The sequence below is a fragment of the Paraburkholderia sp. OAS925 genome (genome assembly GCF_040543975.1).
Lineage (GTDB): Bacteria > Pseudomonadota > Gammaproteobacteria > Burkholderiales > Burkholderiaceae > Paraburkholderia > Paraburkholderia graminis.
Genome location: NZ_JBEUNO010000002.1, coordinates 189,254 through 209,709 on the forward strand (window position 1 = coordinate 189,254; position 20,456 = coordinate 209,709).

15 protein-coding genes and 3 pseudogenes are annotated in these 20,456 nt (G+C 61.6%); 13 read left to right on the forward strand and 5 right to left on the reverse strand.

The window, feature by feature from the left end:
- Positions 1-54 precede the first annotated feature (54 nt).
- From ABIE53_RS19630 to ABIE53_RS19650, 5 genes and pseudogenes are all read left to right on the forward strand, one after another.
- Positions 55-957 (forward strand): LysR family transcriptional regulator, encoded by a 903-nt coding sequence (locus tag ABIE53_RS19630; RefSeq protein WP_192699804.1) that lies wholly within the window; start codon positions 55-57, stop codon positions 955-957.
- Positions 958-1,017: 60 nt separating this feature from the next.
- The gene (locus ABIE53_RS19635) at positions 1,018-1,353 is read left to right on the forward strand and encodes an ArsR/SmtB family transcription factor (RefSeq protein ID WP_029970184.1); all 336 of its coding nucleotides are present in this window, start codon (positions 1,018-1,020) and stop codon (positions 1,351-1,353) included.
- Positions 1,350-1,877, forward strand: a complete 528-nt coding sequence (locus tag ABIE53_RS19640) for an SRPBCC family protein (RefSeq protein WP_029970182.1) — start codon at positions 1,350-1,352, stop codon at positions 1,875-1,877. Before ABIE53_RS19635 ends, ABIE53_RS19640 begins: the two co-directional genes overlap by 4 nt.
- A 24-nt stretch (positions 1,878-1,901) precedes the next feature.
- Positions 1,902-2,324 (forward strand): DUF1801 domain-containing protein, encoded by a 423-nt coding sequence (locus ABIE53_RS19645; protein ID WP_192699803.1) that lies wholly within the window; start codon positions 1,902-1,904, stop codon positions 2,322-2,324.
- 22 nt (positions 2,325-2,346) lie between these two features.
- A pseudogene (locus ABIE53_RS19650) lies at positions 2,347-3,016 on the forward strand (O-methyltransferase).
- A gap of 3 nt (positions 3,017-3,019) precedes the next feature.
- On the opposite strand, the gene ABIE53_RS19655 reads toward ABIE53_RS19650, so the two are convergent.
- Positions 3,020-5,170, reverse strand: coding sequence for a tetratricopeptide repeat protein (locus ABIE53_RS19655; protein ID WP_192699801.1), 2,151 nt, complete (start codon positions 5,168-5,170; stop codon positions 3,020-3,022).
- A 211-nt stretch (positions 5,171-5,381) separates the two neighbouring features.
- Between ABIE53_RS19655 and ABIE53_RS19660 the strand changes: the two genes are divergently transcribed.
- From ABIE53_RS19660 to ABIE53_RS19670, 3 genes are all read left to right on the forward strand, one after another.
- Positions 5,382-5,783 carry a DUF2946 domain-containing protein gene (locus ABIE53_RS19660; RefSeq protein ID WP_006049876.1) on the forward strand — a complete coding sequence of 134 codons (402 nt, stop codon included), beginning with the start codon at positions 5,382-5,384 and terminating at the stop codon, positions 5,781-5,783.
- Between the two features lie 133 nt (positions 5,784-5,916).
- Entirely contained in the window at positions 5,917-8,217 is a 2,301-nt protein-coding gene (locus tag ABIE53_RS19665) for a TonB-dependent receptor (protein WP_192699800.1), read from the forward strand.
- A gap of 57 nt (positions 8,218-8,274) precedes the next feature.
- Complete coding sequence (locus tag ABIE53_RS19670; protein WP_192699799.1) at positions 8,275-9,750, forward strand: PepSY-associated TM helix domain-containing protein; 1,476 nt, start codon at positions 8,275-8,277, stop codon at positions 9,748-9,750.
- 59 nt (positions 9,751-9,809) lie between these two features.
- Here the strand turns inward: ABIE53_RS19670 and ABIE53_RS19675 are convergent, their stop codons facing one another.
- From ABIE53_RS19675 to ABIE53_RS19690, 4 genes and pseudogenes are all read right to left on the reverse strand, one after another.
- Positions 9,810-10,142 carry a DUF2322 family protein gene (locus ABIE53_RS19675; RefSeq protein WP_192699798.1) on the reverse strand — a complete coding sequence of 111 codons (333 nt, stop codon included), beginning with the start codon at positions 10,140-10,142 and terminating at the stop codon, positions 9,810-9,812.
- Positions 10,143-10,238: 96 nt separating this feature from the next.
- A pseudogene (locus ABIE53_RS19680) lies at positions 10,239-12,156 on the reverse strand (SMP-30/gluconolactonase/LRE family protein).
- Between the two features lie 82 nt (positions 12,157-12,238).
- The gene (locus ABIE53_RS19685; protein ID WP_192699796.1) at positions 12,239-12,880 is read right to left on the reverse strand and encodes a DsbA family oxidoreductase; all 642 of its coding nucleotides are present in this window, start codon (positions 12,878-12,880) and stop codon (positions 12,239-12,241) included.
- Positions 12,881-12,974: 94 nt separating this feature from the next.
- On the reverse strand, positions 12,975-13,973 hold the full coding sequence (locus ABIE53_RS19690; protein WP_192699795.1) for an SDR family oxidoreductase: 999 nt from the start codon (positions 13,971-13,973) through the stop codon (positions 12,975-12,977).
- Positions 13,974-14,151: 178 nt separating this feature from the next.
- On the opposite strand from ABIE53_RS19690, the gene ABIE53_RS19695 reads away from it, so the two are divergent.
- The 5 genes and pseudogenes from ABIE53_RS19695 (at position 14,152) to ABIE53_RS19715 (ending at position 20,419) form a co-directional block, all read left to right on the forward strand.
- A complete protein-coding gene (locus ABIE53_RS19695) occupies positions 14,152-15,987 on the forward strand; it encodes a thiamine pyrophosphate-requiring protein (RefSeq protein ID WP_192699794.1) in 1,836 nt (611 codons plus the stop codon).
- A gap of 12 nt (positions 15,988-15,999) precedes the next feature.
- Positions 16,000-17,121, forward strand: a complete 1,122-nt coding sequence (locus ABIE53_RS19700) for an enolase C-terminal domain-like protein (RefSeq protein WP_192699793.1) — start codon at positions 16,000-16,002, stop codon at positions 17,119-17,121.
- 27 nt (positions 17,122-17,148) lie between these two features.
- Positions 17,149-18,124, forward strand: a pseudogene (locus tag ABIE53_RS19705) (hypothetical protein).
- A complete protein-coding gene (locus tag ABIE53_RS19710; protein WP_006049886.1) occupies positions 18,121-18,786 on the forward strand; it encodes a gluconate 2-dehydrogenase subunit 3 family protein in 666 nt (221 codons plus the stop codon). The pseudogene ABIE53_RS19705 and the gene ABIE53_RS19710 overlap by 4 nt, the downstream one beginning before the upstream one ends.
- Positions 18,776-20,419, forward strand: a complete 1,644-nt coding sequence (locus ABIE53_RS19715; protein ID WP_006049887.1) for a GMC family oxidoreductase — start codon at positions 18,776-18,778, stop codon at positions 20,417-20,419. The genes ABIE53_RS19710 and ABIE53_RS19715 overlap by 11 nt, the downstream gene beginning before the upstream one ends.
- The last annotated feature ends 37 nt before the right edge of the window (positions 20,420-20,456 follow it).

Consider the following 20,456-nt stretch of genomic DNA (forward strand, 5'->3'; position numbering starts at 1 on the left):
CGCTACCATCCATACGTAAAATGAAAGTTTCGGTGCATTCGATTACTTTTAAGAATGGAACTCAAACTACTGCGGGCATTTCTCACCGTCACCGAGTTGCGCCATTTCGGCCAGGCAGCGGACGTTTTATGCGTGAGTCAACCCGCTCTTAGCAAGCAGATCGCGGCACTCGAAGCGAGCCTCGGTGCGCGTCTTTTCGAGCGTGGCCGGCATGGGGCGGAACTCACTACTTTTGGCGCTGGCTTTCTCGCCGATGCAGAAGCGCTAGTTCGCGATGCCGACGAGATCCTCGCGCGGGCACGCGAGGCGAGCAGCGGCGCGCGCGGTTTTCTGCGCGTGGGTCTTGGGCTCTCCACGCTCACCGAAGTCCCGCAACTGGTCGCCGACTTTCGCAAGCGCTATCCCAACGTCAGCGTGACGCTCAACGACCTGTCGTCGGCGGAGCAAACGCGGCGGCTTCTTTCCGGCAAGCTCGAAGTGGGCTTTCTGCGCTTGCCGGCCGATAGCGGCGTCTCCTCATTCGCGATGCTCGACGAGGCACTCGGGCTGGCTATTCCGCAGCATGCACGCTGGAAGCGCCTTCCTTCGGACCTGAACGAACTGAACGAGTCGGGCTTCATTGCACTCGCGCGCGGACGGGGTCCGGGCCTCGCCGCGCAGATCGACCAGTGGTGCGCGGCGCATCGTTTCGTGCCCAATGTGATCCAGCAGACCGACGACATTCAAACCGTGCTGGCCGGCGTGGCGGCAGGCGTCGGCGCCGCGTTTCTGCCGTCCCGCGTGCAGTATTTGTTGCGCGACGCGAGAGTGCTGCCGTTGCGCCGACCCGGCGCCAGTTGGCGCATCGGTCTCGCATGGCAAACCGCGCGCGACGATGCGGTCGTGAAATGCTTCGTCGAGTTCGTGAAGGCGGCGCGGAAAGCGAAGCGAAACCGGAGCCAACCAAACGAATCGTGAGGCTTTCGCATCCACAGCCACGGCTTGACACGTATATGCCTCACGGAGTATATAAACGACATGGACTCAACTTTCGCCATCATTGCCGAGCCGAGCCGTCGCGCCATTCTCAGTCTGCTTGCATCGTCGGAGCAGTCCGTGGGCGATATCGAAGAGCAGCTCAACCTTTCGCAGCCCTCTGTTTCGAAGCATTTGCGCGTGCTTCGTGACGCCGGCTTCGTCGAGTCTCGCGTCGACGCGCAACGGCGCGTCTATCGCATCAAACCGGAGCCGCTCATGGAGATCGACGCGTGGCTTGCTCCGTTCCGCCGTTTCTGGTCGGTTCATCTCGACGCGCTCGAGCGTCATCTCGACCAGACTCATCCCGCACCACGTCGCAAGGAGAAGAAGCGATGAGCAATCGCGATTCATACAGGCCCGGCCCCGCCGCCGGCGCGGAAGTTCAGAAAGACGGAGACCGCTGGACGCTCGTCCTCGTGCGCGAACTGCGTCATTCGCCGGAGAAAGTTTGGCAAGCGCTGACGGACCCGACGAGCCTGCGCGAATGGGCGCCGTTCGACGCGGACCACAGCCTTGCATCGGTCGGTCCGGTCAAACTTTCGACAGTGGGCACGCCCACGCCGCAAGTGTCGGAGACGCAAGTCACGCGCGCCGACGCGCCGAATCTGCTCGAGTACCGCTGGGGCGAGAACGATCTTCGCTGGCAACTCGAATCGCTAGGCGACGGCACGCGTTTGACGCTGTGGCACAACATCGACCGCAAGTTCATCTCGATGGGCGCAGCCGGCTGGCACATTTGCCTCGACGTGCTCGACCATTTCCTCGCGGGCGATCCGCTGGGACGTATCGTCGCCGGCGATGCGATGAATTTCGAATGGCCGCGTCTGAATACCGAGTACGCGAAGCAATTCGGCCTCTGAACCGAACAAGCTCAGGAGAGCACTATGAATAAATCGGCTTCGTCGGAAGCACTGCCGGCCTCGGAACTGATCGACAAAAGAATTGCCGATCTCGCGGACTGGCGCGGCGCCACTTTGACCAGAGTGCGCAAGCTCATCCACGAAGCCGATCCTGACGTGATCGAAGAATGGAAATGGATGGGCACGCCTGTGTGGTCGCATGATGGAATCATCTGCACAGGCGAGTCGTATAAGTCGGCGGTGAAGCTGACGTTCCTGAAGGGCGCTTCGCTCGCGGACCCGGCAAAGCTTTTCAACTCGAGTCTCGACGGCAATGCGAGGCGCGCAATCGACATTCACGAAGGCGAAGAACTCGACGCGAATGCGTTTAAGGCCCTGATTCATGCGGCAATCGCGCTTAATGAATCGGGCAAGGCATCGAAGGCGAAGCCGAAGCGCGCGAAGTAGTTCACACCATGCAGGAGAAACGATGGACGAGAACCTCTGGAATACGATCGACGAATATCTGACAAGCAGCCTTTTACCCGAGGATGCGTCGCTCGACGCCGCATTGCGCGCAAGTGCCGAGGCGGGTTTGCCGTCCATCAACGTCGCGCCGAATCAGGGCAAGCTGCTGCATCTGCTCGCGAAACTGCGCGGCGCGCGGCGTATTCTCGAAGTCGGCACACTCGGCGGCTACAGCACGATCTGGCTCACAAGAGCGCTGCCGCCAACCGGTCAACTCATCTCTCTCGAAGCAAACGGCGACTATGCTCAAGTGGCGCGCGCGAACCTGGAACGCGCGGGCGTGTCGGGCGTTGCGTCGATCGTCGTGGGCGCCGCGGCGCAAACGCTCGCGCAGTTCGTCGCCGATAACGTCGAACCGTTCGACATGATTTTTTCTCGACGCCGACAAGAAAAGCTATCCCGAGTACCTGCGCCTGTCGCTGCAATTGAGCCGCGTCGGCACGCTGATCGTCGGCGATAACGTGATTCGCCGCGGCCGCATTGCCGATCACGCGAGCAGCGATCCGGACGTAGCCGGCCTGCATGAATTCTTCAGGCTGCTTGGCAGCAATCCGCGCCTCGACTCCACTGCGATTCAAACGGTCGGCACAAAAGGGTGGGACGGTTTCTCGATGACGCTCGTAACCGCGTAGCGGCTACTCGCGCACGCCGAATCGCGCGACGCACGCCTGCCTCACTCTCTCGACAGTCGAGGTCCACTCCTCGCCCCGCTCGCGGCGAAATAGCCGCAGCGTGTGCGGATACCACGGCGAATCGCTGCGCTCGTACATCCAGCGCCAGTCCACATCTTTCTCCGGCAGCATCACCCAGCAGGGTTTGCCGAGCGACGCAGCGAGATGCGCGATCGACGTGTCGACGCAAATCACCAGATCGAGTTGCGCGACGATCGCGGCGCTGTCGGCAAGATCTGTCACCATCGAACCAACGTGGAGCAACGGCTGATCAGATGGAGGATTGCGCGCTTCATCTTCTCCCTGCCCTTTCTGCAGACTCACGAAGCTGAGACCGGCCACGCTCCACAACGGTGCGAGCGTGACGAGCGACGGAATCGAACGATTGGCGTCGTTATGATGCTTCGCATTGCCCTTCCACACGAGACCGATCTTGCGCCCCGGCGGCAATGCGTCGAGCACAGGCCGCCATTTTTCCACGAGCGACTCTTCGGCCGCGAGCCGGACCGGCCGCGGAATCGTATCGATGGTTGTGCGCAAATGCAGCGGCGCACTCAAGAGGCTCGTCCAGCAATCATAATCGGATGCACGCGCCGCTGCCGTATGGTGATCGAGCACAGAGTCCACACCGTCGATGCGCGTCATCAGCCGATGCAACGCAGGCGCGCACGCAAACGCGATATGCGCGGCGCCCTGCGCCTTCAGTAACGCGAAATAACGGCTGAATTGCAGCATGTCGCCGAGACCGTCTTCCTGCCAGACGAGCAACGATCGTCCCGAGAGCGCATCGCCCTGCCACTGCGGACACGATAGCCGCTGAGCAGTCTGCCGATGCACGAAATCCGTCTGCTGATAGCGGCATTCATAAAGCGGCCAGCCTTCCTCGAAACGTCCCATGCTCAGCAGCAATGTCGCGAGCCCGAAGCGCGCATCGCCGTAATCGGCGCGTAACGAAAGTGCGCGACGGTATGCGCTTTCCGCCTCGGGCAGACGCGTCAATTGCGCGAGTGCGGCGCCGAGGTTGTAATGCGCTTCGGCCAGATCGGGATCAGTGGATAGCGCCTGTTCGAAAGCGTCGACGGCTTCGGGCAAACGGTCGAGCAGGCGCAGCACGCAGCCGAGATTGTTATGAGCAGGCGCTATGTCGGGACGCAGGCGAACCGCTTCGCGATAAGCGGCCGCGGCTTCCTCCATGCGTTCGAGTTTGAAAAGCGTGATGCCGAGGTTGTAATGAGCCCCGGCGTAATCGGCGCAAAGCGCGATTGCCTTGCGATACGCGGACTCGGCTTCGGGCAGCCGTGCAAGATCGGTCAGCGCCGCGCCAAGATTGACGTGAGCCTCCGCGTAGTCGGGGCGCATGGTCAACGCAAGCCGGCAAGCGAGTTCGGCTTCGGTCAGACGCTGCGCAGCCTTCAACGCGCCGGCGAGGTTATTCAATGCCTCCGGATAATGCGGCTGGATGCTGAGCGCGTCGCGATAAGCCGCGTCCGCTTCGTCGACACGACCGAGATCCATCAACACGTTGCCCAGATTGTTGTGCGCTTGCGCGTGCGCCGGTAATCGGCGCAGCGTCTCGCGATATGCGGCCTCGGCTTCATGCAGGCGTCGCAACGTTTGCAATACGACGCCGTGGTTATAGTGCGCCTCGGCATGGTCCGGGCGAAGGGAAAGCGCACGCCGATACGACACCTCGGCCTCTTCATGATGGCCTTGCGCATGCAGCACTGCGCCCAGTTGATTGTGAGCGTCCGCATGCTCGGGCCGCATCGCGATGAGTTGCCGATAAATTGCTTTGGCCGCCGACAGGCGACCGCGCGCTTTCAGCAACGCGCCGAAGCTCTCATACACTTCGACATAACCTGGCGCGATACGCAGGCATCGGCGCCAATGGCGCTCTGCATCGTCCGCGTGACCGAGACGGCACGACGAAGCCCCGGCGATGTTCAGCGCGTCGGCCATTGCGTGAATCGCTGCATCGTCGAGCGTGCTTTCGTCGTGCTCGATCGCGGGCATTACCGTCGATAATGCCGCGGCAAATTCATCCGCCGAGTAGAGCGCTATCGCCTGCTGGTTGAGTTGTGCAATTGAAGAGGCGAGCGTCTGCGTGAAAGTCATGAGTCCAGTAACGTTGCGAGTGCGGCGTCCACGCGCGGGATCGCCCATGTTGCACAAAGGCCAACATGTACCACGCAGATTAAGCGATGCGGCCGCGTTGTAACGGCGGGAAATGAGCGGATTTCCGGCTTCAATCCGTCGTTATGCCGGACATCGGGCAGAAAAATGTGCGTGGCAGTGCTAGAATCGCCGCGTTTTCCTGCTCATCGCCATGACTCCACACTCCCGCAACCGTCTGACCGCCTGGCTTGGCCTCATCGCCATGTGGCTCGTCGTGTTTGCGCCGGTCGTGAGTCAGACGCTGGTCTCCAACCGCGCGCAGGAGCCGATTGCCGCGCTATGTTCGGCGCTGCAAACCGTTCAGCCCGGCGCGATGCAGCACGCCAGCCGCGCCGACACATCGGCCGTCCACCTCAGTCACGACGACGCCTTCGGCGCTTGCGGTTACTGTCATCTGTTGCAGCATCATGTGGCCATGCCCACGGTTGCGGCCGCGCAGCCGCCGGTTGTCATCGTCATGACAGGCACGGCGCCGCCCAGTCTCTCCACCCGCTTCACACCACTCGGCGCGTTCCCTTCGGGACGCCCTAGAGCACCGCCCTCCGTTTCCTGATCGTCGTTGTTCCTGATCGCCCGCGCATTGCGTGCATTGACCACATGTGGCCGCGTTAGCCACATGCGGCCGCATTTGCCGCATCTGTCGATGGCGCGCGCGATCGTCCGTTCAATGCATGAAGGAAACGCTCATGTCGATCTTCTCATTGCGAAGGCTGCGCGCCTTCGTCCCTACAGCGATGACCGCGTTCGCGGCGGCACCGGTCCACGCCGACACGACGCTGCCCGCCGTCAGCGTGAGTGCGAATAGCGCCGCAAACGAAAACGTCGCGCCCCGCGCCGTCGATCCGAATCTGCCGGCTTCGGTCGAAACAGTCACGCGCGAGCAATTCTCCAACTGGAATGTCGTGAACACCGAGGACGTGCTGAAGTACATGCCGAATCTCGCGGTCCGCAAGCGCTTTATCGGCGATCTGAATTCGATCATCGCAGTGCGCGGCACGAGCAATACGCAAAGTGCGCGCGGTCTGGTCTATGCGGACGGGTTGCTGCTGAGCAATCTGCTGGGCAACAACTTTTCTTTTCCACCGCGCTGGTCGATGGTGTCTCCCGACGAGATCCAGCAGGTCGATGTGATTTATGGCCCGTATTCCGCGCTCTATCCGGGCAATTCGCTTGGCGCGACCGTATTGATCAGCACGCGCATGCCAAAGAAATTCGAAGCGGAAGCCGACGTGAAAGCATTCACGCAGCACTTCAGCCTTTATGGTGTGAACCGTAATTTCAACGGCAGTGAAGCGAGTGCTTCTATCGGCAACCAGATCGGCAAGTTCTCGTTTCTGCTCGGCGTGAACCATCTGGAGAACACGAGCCAGCCGCTGCAATTCGCGACGCTCGCCAAATCGGGCACGCCCGCGAAGGCCGGCGACACGCCGGTTACAGGAGCGTACTTCTACAACAACCAGACCAATACGCCGACCGCCATACTCGGTATTAACGGCGAAGGCATCGAGCACACCGTCCAGGACCAGTTCAAGCTGAAGATGCAGTACGACTTCGCGCCGGCACTGCAAGGCGCTTTTACGCTCGGCTACTGGCATCAAACGTATAACAGCGAGACGTCGAGTTTTCTGCGCGACGCGAACGGCAACGCTGTATATGGCGGCAAGGTTTCGATCAACGGCTACGAGTACACGATTCCGGCTTCCGCATTCGCGCCGAGCCTGGGCCATAGCGAGAACTGGCTCTATGGCGTGACGCTGAAAACGCGCAACGCCACCGGCTGGAACGGCGAGGCGATCGCCTCGTATTACGACGTCAGTAATAGCGTCGCGCGTCTTGCAAGTTCCGGCGCGCCCGGCAATGGCGCGGGCACCGTGACCTTCGGCGACGGCACCGGCTGGAAGACACTCGACTTGCGCAGTACTTACACGCCGGCCTCGACGCAAGCGGGTCTCGCGAATCATGCGCTCGCTTTCGGCTACCACTACGACAATTACTTTCTCGACAACGAAAGTTACTCGACGCTCAATTGGCGGGACGGCTCCGCGACTTCATTCGCCAACGCATTCGCCGGCAAGACGCAAACTCAGGCGCTCTACGCACAGGACGCATGGCGCTTCCTGCCGCGCTGGAAATTCGTCTACGGCGTGCGTTACGAAGACTGGCGCGCGTACGACGGATCGCAAGCGTTGCCGGGCACAAGGGTTGCACTCGCTAACGCCAGTGAGCAGCACTTCTCGCCGAAGGCTTCGCTTTCATTCGATGTGAGCGACGATCTGACGTTACGCGCGTCGATTGGCCGCGCATATCGCTTTCCCACGGTCAGTGAATTGTTCCAGGGGCAAATCAACGGCTCCTCGATCGTCAACAACAACCCGAGCCTGAAACCGGAAGACGATCTTTCGAAAGAACTCACCGCCGAATGGGCGCATTGGAATGGCATCTTCCGTTTCTCGCTGTTTCAGGACGACGTGAAGAACACGATTTTCAGCCAGACGGATACGACCGTGATTCCGAACGTGGCGAACTTCCAGAACATCGGCAAAGTGCGTTCGCGCGGCGTGGAAACGAGCTATGCCGGTGAGAACGTATTCATGCGCGGACTCGATCTTCTGGCAAGCGTCGCTTATACGCAATCGAAGATCATTGCCAATGCGCAGAACCCCGCGAGCGTCGGCAAATACTTTTATCGCATTCCGCTATGGCGCGTGAATGTGGCGGCGACCTATCGCTTCGACGAGCGCGCGGCAGTGACACTCGCCGCGCGCTATTCGGGCCGCCAATACAACACGCTCACGAATACCGACACGAATCCGGATGTATTCGGCGGCACGAGTTCTTACACGGTGGCGGACGCGAAGTTCACGTTCAGGCCCACGAAGCTGAGCGAAGTCGGCATTGGCGTCGACAACATTTTCGATGCGCGCTACTTCGTCTATCACCCTTACCCAGGACGCACGTTCTATCTGGAAGCGAAGTTGCGCATGTAGCGCGCAATCGTAGCGTTCTAGCGCAAGAACCAGATCAATCTTCTTCAGGAGGATTCAATGTCCACCATCGCACCGCATAACGCCGTATTAGGCACGACGAGTCCCAGCAGCGGCTATCGCACGCTCTGGCGATGGCACTTCTACGCTGGCCTCTTCGTGATGCCGTTTCTCATCGTCTTGGCAATAACGGGTACGTTGTACTGTTTTCAGCCGCAGGTCGAACCGCTGCTTTATCCGCGGCTTCTCGTCGTCGAACCGCAAACGGCGCCGCGCATGTCAGAAGACGCGCTGCTCGCGCGAGCGCGTGCGGCCATGCCGTCCAATGCAATCGCCGTCACCGCCGCGATCTCGAACACGCCCGAGCGCAGCACGGAATTCATTTTTCGTCTCGCGGACGGCGAAAAGCAGAGCGTCCATCTGAACCCGTATAGCGGAGAAGTACTCGGCACATTGAGCGTCGAGCGTCGCTTGATGCAGGTCGACCGCATGCTTCATCGCAAGCTGTTGCTCGGCAAACCGGGCGAATTGCTGATGGAGCTTGCCGCATGCTGGACACTCGTGATGATCGGCACCGGCATCGCGCTGTGGTGGCCGCGTGAAACGACACGCGTGCGGGATGCACTCGTGCCGCGTCTGACGTTAAAGGGCCGGCCGCTGTGGAAGAGCATCCACGGGGTCATGGGCATCTGGCTCGCACTCGGCGCGCTTGCGTTCGTGTTGACCGGTTTGCCGTGGTCCGGCTCGTGGGGTCAGCAGTTCAAGGCGCTCGCGACCGCTGCGAATCTCGGCGCTCCGCCTGGCACGTGGGGCGGCTTGCCGTTGCGCTCGGTGCTGCCTGCGGGCACGAGCAAAGAGATCGACGCGAAGGCAAAAGCAAGCGCACAAGCAGAACACGCCGCGCACATGGACTCCATGCCCGGCATGGTGATGGACGACTTGCCGCTGCCGCAAACGCCGTGGGCCGTCGGCAATGCGCCGGTGCCCGCTTCCGCCGATGCGAAAGCAGCGGCCCCGTTGCCGCTCGGCCACATCGTCGCGCAAGCCGCGTCGCTCGGTGTCACGAGCGGCTACAACATCGCGCTGCCGACATCGCCGACGGGCGTCTATACCGTGTCCTATTTCCCAGCCGATCCGCAACTGGAACGCACCATCTATATCGATCAGTACAGCGGCGCGATTCTCAAGGACATTCGCTATGCCGACTATGGCGGCGTATCGAAAGCGGTGTCATACGGCACGTCATTGCATATGGGCCGCTATTTCGGCGTCGCCAATCAGATTCTGTGCGCCGCGATTTCGTTGGGGCTCGCGTTGATGGCCGTGACCGGCTGCGTGATGTGGTGGAAGCGCAAACCGCAGCGCTCGCTCGGCGCGCCTTCGCGGGAAAGAGCCGCACCGCCGATGCGCGGGTGGAAAACCGGCCTCGTCATGCTCGGCATTGTTTTTCCGTTGATGGGCGCAACGCTTGTCGCCGTATGGCTCGCCGACCGCGCGATATTCGGCCGTGCAGCGCACGGCCTTCAAGGTCGTTAAAGCAAAGCGCGTTAAAGGCGCGCTAAAGCAAGTCGCGTTAACGGCGGTCCGAACGCAGTTCAGTCCGCCGCAATCACGTCGATGCGCAAAGCCGGCGCGCCCGCTGCAATCGCGAGAAGATGATCGACATTCGGATGAGCGCCGGGCCGGTTGCGCGCGTCGGCGGTATGTTCGCCGAACACCGTGAGGCCGTGTTCGGCGGCTTTGGCGTCGAGCGCACCGAACGTCTGTTGCAGATAGTTGTACACCGCGAGCGAGCCCTGTTTGCCCGGCTTGTTCTCGATGCTCGCAACAACGGCGCCTTGCGCGTCGATCAGATCGATACGCGCAATGCCGTCGATTGCAGGCATATGCGCGAGGTTTTCCTTGAATACGTTGCTCGGCTGAATCACTGAAACCACTCCTTTAAGCGGGAAAATGCCACGAGGGCCGTATCTTATCCGATGGCCTACGTGATCAGCGCGAAGCCTCACGCAGGCCCACGCCGCTTACGGTGTCCAGCGATGCACGATCATGCTCGACCCGTTGTAGTTGTCTTTCGTAATCACGTATTCGCCGCTTGCCCGCAGAAACGCTCGCAGTCCGTACATCGAATCGACATCGTTGCCGACATCCACAGCACCGGGACTATTATTGATGAGCGTCGCGTCGAGATTGCCGGTGTTCAGATTGAACGCGTCGATGTTCGGCACCGTATGCACATAGCCGACAAAGAGATAATTGCCCACTGCGGTAATCGACTTCGGATTCGCGCTCGTGAGATTGATCACCGGTTGAGGCTGCGTCGTATTGCCCGCGCTCCAGCCGTGATAGACCTCGATGCGCGACTGTATCGCCGTCCAGTCCCAACTGCCTGCCACGCCTTGCGCGAGAATCATCGTGTCGCTCTCGGGCAAATAGATGATGCGCGTCAACGGCCGGATACTCATTGGAATCTTGATCGTGACGGCCGGGCCCCACAACGGCTTACCGTTTCCGTCGAAACCCGTAAGCGGGTAATGATAGATATGGTTTGTTCTGTCGAGACCCGCCCACACATCGCCCCTGCTGTCGATGCAAAAGCCTCCCGTCACCTTCACCGTCGTGTTGAACGCCGGGCCCGGCAAAGAGCCATCCGGTATTGCAATGTAGCCGCTCGCCGAATTGAAATGATAGAAGTTGAAGGTGTCGGGATTCTGCCCGGACGCGACGAGAATGCGGTTTCCGCCCACCGCGACGAGTTGCCCGAAGTGCTGCCCGCGCTGCGTGTCGTTGATATTCAGGCGCGGGTCCGATGGATAAGTAAACGGGTCGACGGTATTCGCAACGAAGGTGCCGCCCGCGGTGCCCGTATAAATATGCGCGCCGCTATAAAAGTACGCGCCGTCGGTCAACGGGTCCGGTGCCGCGACCGCTTCGAAGTTCAGTGCCTGCAGTTTCCATTGCAGATTGCCGGCGCTGTCGTAGGCATGCAGATCGGTCGGACCATTGCGGCCCATGTCCCAGCCGCCGCCCCACGGATTGTTGAGCACATACAGGTTGCCCGCTGCGTCCCTGCCGATGCCCGCTACGCGCGTGAAGCGCTTGTCGCCGACCTGCCCTTTGATTCCGGTAGTCGTATCCAGGTAGCCGCCCTGAATGCCGAATGTACCGGCCAACGTCGGCGCGCCCGCCACGTTATAGATCTTGATGTTCATGTCGGGGCCTTCGTCGCCGACCATGAGCCGTCCCGTCGATGCATCGAAGTACAACGCCGATGGCCGCGAAGCGGCGGGCATCTGGATCGTGTTGAGCGACGCGCCTGCCGCGCTGAATTGCGCTATGACGCCAGCACTTTTTCGCGCGACCCACAGATTGCCCGCAGCATCGAGTGCGAGCGCGCCGGGACCGGACACCGCTATATCCTGCTGCCACACGCCGTCAGTCGTATAGACACGCACACGGTTGCCGTAAAAGTCGCTGACATAAAGCAGCGTGCCTGCCGTGGCGAGTCCGGTGATGACATCCGCATGAGGGATGCCGGTCCCACACGCTGACCGGAATGCGAAGTTCGAGCGCTTTCGTTGCACGGTTATAGCGCCCGACCGAGCCGCTGCCGAACGACCTGTTGTATTGCAGCGCCGTGAAAATCGACGTCGCATTGCCGGTTATCGCGCTGCCCTGAAAGTCGGCGTGCGTACCGATCGAGCCGATGTTCTGACCGTTCTGATAGATCGCGACGCCGCCCTCGTTCTCGTCCCACAACGACGACGTATAAATCACGCCTTCCGGTGCGACCCACATTGAACGCGCGCCGTTGCCGACATGCGCGGCCAGCGTGCCGTAGGTATTGGCGAGCCAGTCGGTCGTATATTGCGCATGAGCTACGCATGCAAGCGCCATCAGCGCGAAGCCGAGCAACGCGGCATGGATTCGTTTGGTGACCATGAACGGGGTTCTCCGGCTGTATTTCGTTTACGCCAAAAAAAGGCCTGCTATTGCGCAGGCATTCACATACGAAACTGCCGGATTATGCTTCGGCCAGAATCTGCTGAATGACCTGTTCGAAGGTTTCGACAGGTTGCCCGCCGCTCACCAGATAGCGGCGATTGAAAATTATTGCCGGCACCGACTGAATGCCGTGCGACTGGAACTCTTCTTCTTCGGCGCGGACTTCGTCGGCATAGTCGCCGTTTTGCAGCACGTTGCGTGCGGCTTCGGCGTCCAGTCCTACCGACTGCGCGACTTCGACGAGCACGTCATGATTGCTCGGATCGCGGCCTTCCGAATGATAGGCGCGCAGCAGCGCGAGCTTGAGCGGCAGTTGCTTGCCTTCGAGACCTGCCCAATGCAACAGGCGGTGTGCATCGAACGTGTTGTAGACATGCGTGCGCGGACCGAACTCGAAGCCGACGCTCGCGCCGCGCTCGCGGATCATGGCCTGCGTTTCTTCGATCTGCTCGGGCGTGCGTCCGTATTTCTTGCCCAGATAATCGACAATCGCCTCGCCCTCGGGCGCCATCTGCGGATTCAGTTCGAACGGGTGCACGACGATCCGCGCATCCACGGCGTCACCGACGCGCGACAACGCGAGTTGCAGCGACGAAAGGCCGATTGCGCACCAAGGGCATGCAATGTCGGAAACGAAATCGATGGTGAGCGGCTGGGACATGGCTTTCCTAAGGGCTGTGGGATAGGTGTATTGTCACCTATCCTCGTGACTCTTACCTGGTGGCCGGCAAGAACCCTTTGTTACGCCGTCGTATCTATGCGCCGCGATTCTTTCTGATCAAAAATCCGATGCCGCCGACGATCCCTATGCCTGCCAATGCGCATAAAAAGCCACGGTGACGAACCGCGCACATCTCCAGGCTCACAGGTTTCGACTCACGGTCGAAACGTCCGTGCGCGCTGTAATCGCCGGGTACGGGATCGAACAGATTGTTAGGCGCGTCGGCAGGAAGCGGCTCGTCGGTGACCTGTCCTGAGTAGCCCGCCTTTGCCAGATATCTGTCGAGCAGTCCGGGCGCGATGAAGTTGGCCAGTATCGCCTTGACCGTCGGAAAACCCACCCATACCTCGCGACGCTTATGCGTTGCAGCGAAATAGATCGCGCGCGCGGCCACTTCCGGCTGGAAAATCGGCGCGACGGGCTTGGCCTTTTTACCCATCTTGTTGAGCGACCAGTCGAATTGCGGCGTATTCAATGCGGGCAAATCGACCATCGTCAAATGCACATTGAGCCCGTCGTGAATGATCTCGGAACGCAGCGAGTCAGTGAAACCTCGCGCCGCGAATTTTGCGCCGCAATAGACGGATTGCAGCGGCACCGAACGATAACCGAGTGCGGACCCCACATTGACAATCGTTCCGCGATTGCGCGTGCGCATGCGTGACAGTGCGGCCATCGTGCCGTGCACCTGGCCGAGGTATGTCACCTTGGTGCCTCGCTCGAATTCCTGCGCAGTCAGCTTCGATACCGGCGCGAAGACCGTGGCCATTGCAACGTTGACCCACACGTCGATAGGTCCAAGCTCCGTTTCGGTGCGCGTTGCCGCTTCTTCCACGCGCGCGGCGTCGGCGACGTCGGCTCGAATCGCAATTGCACGCACGCCGTATCGAAGACGCAGTTCGGCGGCCGCGCGTTCGAGCCGCGCCAAATCGCGTGAAAGTAATGCGACATCGTAGCCATGCCGCGCGAATTCCTCGGCGGTCGCGCGTCCCACTCCGGCGCCCGCTCCTGTCACAACGACGACTTTATTCATGACGAATCCCTTGCACGACATGCACCGCGTTTTACTCACAAGGGCCCAGCAAAAAGCGAGCCCGCTTCATTCACCGCGCAGCTTCACAAGGAAGCAATTCATTCTTTCTGAGTGAAAGAACGCGGAACGTGGTTTGCAACCTCGCATGTGTGACGATCTTTATTGTGAGGAGCTGTCCATGTCCACAACTGTCGGTGACTTCATCGTCGAGCGACTCCAGGCGTGGGGCGTGCGCCGAATTTTTGGCTATCCCGGCGACGGCATCAACGGCGTGTTCGGCGCGTTGAATCGCGCGCAGAGTGAAGCGAAGAAGCATCACAAGAACACGGACCAGCCGGGGCCGATCGAATTCATTCAGGTTCGTCACGAGGAAATGGCCGCCTTCATGGCGTCCGCGCATGCAAAATTCACAGGCGAGCTCGGCGTTTGTATCGCGACGTCGGGGCCTGGCGCATCGCATCTCGTGACGGGACTCTACGACGCCCGCATGGACCATATGCCCGTGCTGGCTATCACCGGTCAGCAGGCGCGCGCGGCGCTAGGCGGCCACTATCAGCAGGAAGTCGATCTCATCTCGCTCTTCAAGGACGTCGCGGGTGCGTTCGTCGGACAGGCGTCGGTGCCCGCGCAAGTGCGCCATCTCGTGGATCGCGCGATACGTACGGCACTTTCCGAGCGCAAGGTGACCGCGCTCGTGCTGCCGAACGACTTGCAAGACTTGCCGTACGAGCCTCCTGCGCGCAAACACGGCACGCTGCATTCGGGCGTCGGCTATCGCGAGCCGCGTCTCGTGCCTCAGCCTGAAGATCTTCAGCAGGCCGCCGACGTGCTCAACGCCGGCGAGAAGGTCGCGATTCTCGTCGGCGCCGGCGCACTGCATGCAACGGACGAAGTGATCGCCGTCGCGGAAAAACTCGGTGCAGGCGTGGCAAAGGCGCTGCTCGGCAAAGCGGTGTTGCCCGACGATCTGCCGTGGGTCACCGGCTCGATCGGCCTGCTCGGCACGAAGCCCAGTTACGATCTGATGACCGAGTGCGACACGCTGCTGATGATCGGCTCCGGCTTTCCGTACTCCGAGTTTCTGCCGAAGGAAGGTGCGGCGCGCGGCGTGCAGATCGACCTGAAAGCCGACATGCTGAGCCTGCGCTATCCGATGGAAGTGAACCTCGTCGGCGATAGTGTCGAAACGCTGCGCGCCTTGCTGCCTTTGCTCGAACACAAGCAGGACCGCGGGTGGCGCAAGACGATCGAAGGCTGGACTGCCGACTGGTGGAAGACACTCGACGAACGCGCGCACGAGCCCGGCAAGGATGCCGTCAATCCACAGCGCACGGTATGGGAACTGTCGCCACGCGTTCCGTCGAATGCAATCGTGACGAGCGATTCAGGCTCCTGTGCAAACTGGTATGCACGCGATCTGAAGGTGAAGCGCGGCATGATGTGCTCGCTGTCGGGCGGCCTCGCGTCGATGGGAGCCGCAGTACCGTATGCGATCGCGGCAAAGTTCGCTTATCCGGAGCGGCCCGTCATCGCACTGGTCGGCGACGGCGCCATGCAGATGAACAACATGGCCGAACTCATCACCGTGTCGAAGTACTGGAAAGGCTGGGCTGATCCGCGCTGGATCTGCATGGTGCTCAACAACCAGGATCTGAACCAGGTCACGTGGGAACAGCGCGTGATGGAGGGCGATCCGAAGTTCGAGGCTTCGCAGGACATTCCTTCGGTGCCGTATCACAAGTTCGCGGAATTGATCGGCCTGAAAGGCATTTATGTCGACGACGCCGAACAGATGGGCGCGGCCTGGGACGCTGCGCTTGCCGCAGATCGCCCTGTGGTGATCGAAGTAAAAGCCGATCCGAACATCGCGCCGTTGCCGCCGCATATCACGCTTGCTCAGGCCAAGGCGTTTGCATCGACATTGTTAAAAGGCGATCCCGACGAAGGCAATGTGATCGTGCAGACCGCGAAGCAGGTGCTTGGCGCAGTGCTTCCGGGCCGTCATGACAAGTAGAGGCACGCGGCGATGAGCAAGGCGGCATCTGCACGAGGCGGCTCGCAACTTCCGGTTAGCGCGGTGCGGGCGAGCGCCTACCGCATTCCCTCCCACGCCCCCGAAAGCGACGGAACGTTCGAGTGGAATGCGACGACGCTCGTCGTCGTCGAGGTCGATGCGGGTGGTCAAACAGGAATCGGCTATACGTATAGCGATTCCAGCATCGTCGCGTTGATCGCGAACACGCTGTCGCCCTGTGTGACCGGCGAGGACGTCGCCGATATTCGCGCGCATTGGAACCGCATGCAGCGTCAGGTGCGCAATCTCGGGCGTGCGGGACTTGCGGCCACGGCAATCTCCGCAATCGACTGCGCGTTGTGGGACGCGAAAGCGAAGCTGCTCGGCGTGCCGCTCGTGCAACTGCTGGGCGCGGCGCGCGAAAGCGTGCCGCTTTACGGTAGCGGCGGCTTCACGACATACAACGACCGGCAATTGCGCGATCAGCTTGCCGGCTGGGTCGAACGCGACGGCTGCCGTTGGGTCAAGATGAAGATCGGCAGTCAACCGCATAAAGATCAGGCGCGCGTGAAAGCCGCGCGCGAAGCTATCGGCGACGCGGGTCTGTTCGTCGATGCCAACGGCGCGTTCTCGCCGCGCGAGGCGCTGTACCATGCGCGCCAATTTGAAGCGCAACAGGTCGCATGGTTCGAAGAGCCGGTCTCATCCGACGATGCAGCCGGCTTGCGCTTCGTGCGCGAACACGCGCCGTCCGGCATGGACATCGCGGCCGGCGAATACGCGTACACGTCCGACGATTTCCGCACGCTACTCGCCGAGGGCTCCGTGGATGTACTGCAAGCCGACGTGAGCCGTTGTGGCGGCATCACCGGATTCCTGCAGGCCGCCGCGCTTTGCGACGCGTTTCACATGCCGCTTTCCGCGCATTGCGCGCCCGCATTGCATCTGCATGTGGCTTGCGCGGTGCCGCGGCTGCGTCATCAGGAGTGGTTTCATGACCATGTGCGCATCGAGGCGATGTTATTCGACGGCGCACCGCGAGCGCATGACGGCGTCATCGCGCCCGACCTGTCGAGGCCCGGTTGCGGCCTCGCATTCAAGCACGAGGACGCGGCACAGTACTTCGTTGCATAGGCGCGAAAAACGCAGGAGCAGGTATCGATGGGGACGCAACGCATATTTAGCGTGTTATGCGCGGTGGCCGGAGCTGCCGCTTTAGCGCGATTCACCGGGCGCAGGGCAAACGCAAATCGGCGCACACGCGCGACGCCTCGAAGACCAGCGCTGCGCTCAATCGACAGCGTCACCCACGCCGCGCCCGCAACTCAGGCACACGTCGAAGCCGCGCGGCGTTTCAATCATAGTTCGGCGCTGCTCGCCTTCTCGGTGCTCACGGACAGTGCGATGGAACACTACCGCGGTTCCTTCGACAATCCGGCGATGTATACGCCGCTCGTCAGCGCGAGTCTTTCGCTGATCGCCGGTTTGCACGGCGGCGCGGACCATAGACAGCAAACGCACCACGCGCGTCATTTGATCTATCGGACCGCGGCTGCGGCCGGCATCGCCGGCACGGGGTTTCACTTGTACAACGTCATGAAGCGCCCTGGCGGCTGGAGCTGGAACAACCTGTTTCATGCCGCACCGGTCGGTGCGCCGATGGCCTTGCTGTTGTCGGGCGCACTCGGCGCGGTGGCCGAGCGATTGCGCGACGAGCCCGCGCACGAGCCGCAACTTCTCGGCATGCCTGCGGGCCGCGCGCTGGGATTTGCTCGTGGCGGCCGGACTCATCGGCACGGTCGGCGAAGCGGGTTTGCTGCATTTTCGCGGCTCATTCCAGCATCGTGCGATGTATGCACCCGTCAGCGCGCCGCCGTTTGCAGCGGCGCTGCTTGCGCACGCCGCGCTGGCCGCGCCGCGCGAGCGCTGGTTCACGCGCCTATGGCTGCGCATCACGACCGCGCTCGGTATCGCGGGCGCCGGCTTCCACGCGCGCGGCATCGCGCGGCGCCAGGGCGGATGGCGCAACTGGAGCCAGAACCTGTTCGCCGGCCCTCCGCTGCCGGCGCCGCCGAGCTTCTCGGCGCTCGCGCTCGCGGGCCTTGCCGCGCTGCGGCTCAGGGAGACGGAGAAATGAAAACCGGCAGACCAACGAAAAGAGCGACACGTTACCCCGGTTACGACGTGTTGAGCAAACGCGACACACCGTCATGGGATGAAGTGTCTCGCGTCGTTATCGACGAACGGCTGGCGGTGCCGCGCGAGCCGCGCTTCTTCAATGCGATGGAATGGCTTGCGGTGACGTCGCTCTGCGCGTGCGTCGTGCCGCAGGCAAACGCGCAGCCGCTTGTGCCGGTCGCCGCCATGCTCGATCATCGCCTATACACGAATCAGGGCGATGGTTATCGAAACGCCGCGTTGCCGCCGATGCGCGACGCGTGGCGCACGGGCCTAGCCGCGCTCGATGCCGAGAGCCGCGAGCGGCATGGCCTGCCGTTCGCAAGCCTCGATAGAACCGCGCAGAACGCATTGCTCGAACAGATGCAGCGCGGCGAACTCGTGCATGCGGCGTGGCGCGGCATGCAACCGGAAGTTTTCTTTGCGGAGCGAGTACTTCACGACATCTGCGGTCTCTATTACTCGCATCCGCATGCCTGGAGCGAGATTGGTTTCGGCGGCCCGGCCAATCCGCGTGGCTACGTGCGCATGTATTTCAACCGTCGCGATCCGTGGGAACCCGTCGAGGCGCAATCGGGCAGCGAGGATAAAGCCGCGAGGGAGAATCGCCGTGTTCGATGACGCTCTCTATCATCCACGCGGCAAGCATGGCCGCGCGCCCGATGTGTTCGAACCGCGCGGCTGGGTGCCAATGCGCGAATATTCGAACGACGACGAAGTGGACTTCGCGATCGTCGGCACGGGCGCGGGAGGCGGCACGCTCGCGTGCCGCCTCGCGGAAAAGGGCTTCAAGGTAGTCGCCTTCGATGCGGGCGCATGGTGGCGTCCACTCGAAGAATTCGCGTCCGACGAAGCGCATCAGCAAAAACTCTTCTGGACCGACGAGCGCATCTGCGACGGCGACAACCCGCTCAAGCTCGGCCATAACAACAGCGGCAAGGCAGTGGGCGGCAGCACGGTTCACTTCGCGATGGTCTCTCTGCGCTTCAGGCCCGAATGGTTCAAATCGCGCGCGCTGCTCGGCTATGGCGCGGACTGGCCGCTCGACTGGCGCGAGATGTGGCAGTACTACTCACAGGTCGAGGACGCGCTGAAAATCGCCGGACCCGTCAATTATCCGTGGGGACCGAAACGTCCACGCTATCCGTATCGCGCGCATGAATTGAATGCCGCGGCGATGGTGCTCGCGCGCGGCTGCGAGGCGCTCGGCATCGGCTGGAGCGCAACACCGCTCGCGACACTCTCGGCGCCGCGCGGCAAAGCGCATCCTTGCGTGTATCGCGGCTTTTGCGTGTCCGGCTGCGCGACCAATGCGAAGCAAAGCGCCCTCGTCACGTGGATTCCGCGCGCGTTGCAAGCCGGCGCGGAAGTGCGCGATCTGGCGATGGTCGGCCGCATCGACATGAATGATGCCGGGCTTGTTACGGGCGTCGAGTACATTCGCGAAGGACGCTGGCAATTCCAGCGCGCGAAGAACGTTGTCGTCGCCGGCTATGCAATCGAAACGCCGCGCCTTCTGCTCATGTCCGCGAATAGCCGCTTTCCCGACGGTCTCGCGAATAGCTCGGGTCTTGTCGGCAAGAACCTGATGGTGCAGGCCAACCAGGCCGTGTACGGCACGATGGACGAAGAGATACGCTGGTACAAGGGACCGCCGTCGCTTGCGATTACCGAGCACTGGAACTACGCGGACCAGAACAAGGATTTTTTCGGCGGCTATGCGTATATGAGCCAGGGTCCGCTGCCCAACGCATGGGCAGCCGCGCAAAATGGCCGCGGCCTGTGGGGCGAAGCGCTCGCTGACGAGATGCACAAGTACAACCATCAGGCGGGCCTGAAGATAGTCGGCGAAATGCTGCCGCAGGAACGCAACCGCGTGACGCTCGCCGACGAAAAAGACCAATACGGCTTGCCCGTTGCACGCGTGTCGTACTCGTACTGCGATAACGACAAACGCCTCATTGCCCATTCGCTGAATTTCATGGAGCAGGCGCTCGCCGCCGCGGGCGGCAAGGACATCTGGCGCGAAACCGACGATACGTGCCACCTGAACGGCACCGCACGCATGGGCGACGATCCGGCAAAGAGCGTTGTCAATGCGGATTGCCGCAGTTGGGACATCCGCAATTTGTGGATTTGCGACGGCTCGGTGTTTCCGACCGTGGGCGGCGTCAACCCTTCGCTGACGATTCAGGCCATTGCATGCCGAACGGTGGATCGCATTTCCGCCCTCGCCGCGCGCGGCGAACTATGAGCATGGCCGCCGAGGCACGCGGGATGCTCCATTAAAA

What these genes read in the sequence shown, in the direction of transcription:
- ABIE53_RS19710 (WP_006049886.1), top strand. Translation starts at nt 18,121, where the DNA reads ATGAAAACCGGCAGACCAACGAAAAGAGCGACACGTTACCCCGGTTAC.
- ABIE53_RS19660 (WP_006049876.1), top strand. Translation starts at nt 5,382, where the DNA reads ATGACTCCACACTCCCGCAACCGTCTGACCGCCTGGCTTGGCCTCATC.
- ABIE53_RS19665 (WP_192699800.1), top strand. Translation starts at nt 5,917, where the DNA reads ATGTCGATCTTCTCATTGCGAAGGCTGCGCGCCTTCGTCCCTACAGCG.
- ABIE53_RS19655 (WP_192699801.1), bottom strand. Translation starts at nt 5,170, where the DNA reads ATGACTTTCACGCAGACGCTCGCCTCTTCAATTGCACAACTCAACCAG.
- ABIE53_RS19630 (WP_192699804.1), top strand. Translation starts at nt 55, where the DNA reads ATGGAACTCAAACTACTGCGGGCATTTCTCACCGTCACCGAGTTGCGC.
- ABIE53_RS19645 (WP_192699803.1), top strand. Translation starts at nt 1,902, where the DNA reads ATGAATAAATCGGCTTCGTCGGAAGCACTGCCGGCCTCGGAACTGATC.
- ABIE53_RS19635 (WP_029970184.1), top strand. Translation starts at nt 1,018, where the DNA reads ATGGACTCAACTTTCGCCATCATTGCCGAGCCGAGCCGTCGCGCCATT.
- ABIE53_RS19670 (WP_192699799.1), top strand. Translation starts at nt 8,275, where the DNA reads ATGTCCACCATCGCACCGCATAACGCCGTATTAGGCACGACGAGTCCC.
- ABIE53_RS19695 (WP_192699794.1), top strand. Translation starts at nt 14,152, where the DNA reads ATGTCCACAACTGTCGGTGACTTCATCGTCGAGCGACTCCAGGCGTGG.
- ABIE53_RS19690 (WP_192699795.1), bottom strand. Translation starts at nt 13,973, where the DNA reads ATGAATAAAGTCGTCGTTGTGACAGGAGCGGGCGCCGGAGTGGGACGC.
- ABIE53_RS19640 (WP_029970182.1), top strand. Translation starts at nt 1,350, where the DNA reads ATGAGCAATCGCGATTCATACAGGCCCGGCCCCGCCGCCGGCGCGGAA.
- ABIE53_RS19685 (WP_192699796.1), bottom strand. Translation starts at nt 12,880, where the DNA reads ATGTCCCAGCCGCTCACCATCGATTTCGTTTCCGACATTGCATGCCCT.
- ABIE53_RS19700 (WP_192699793.1), top strand. Translation starts at nt 16,000, where the DNA reads ATGAGCAAGGCGGCATCTGCACGAGGCGGCTCGCAACTTCCGGTTAGC.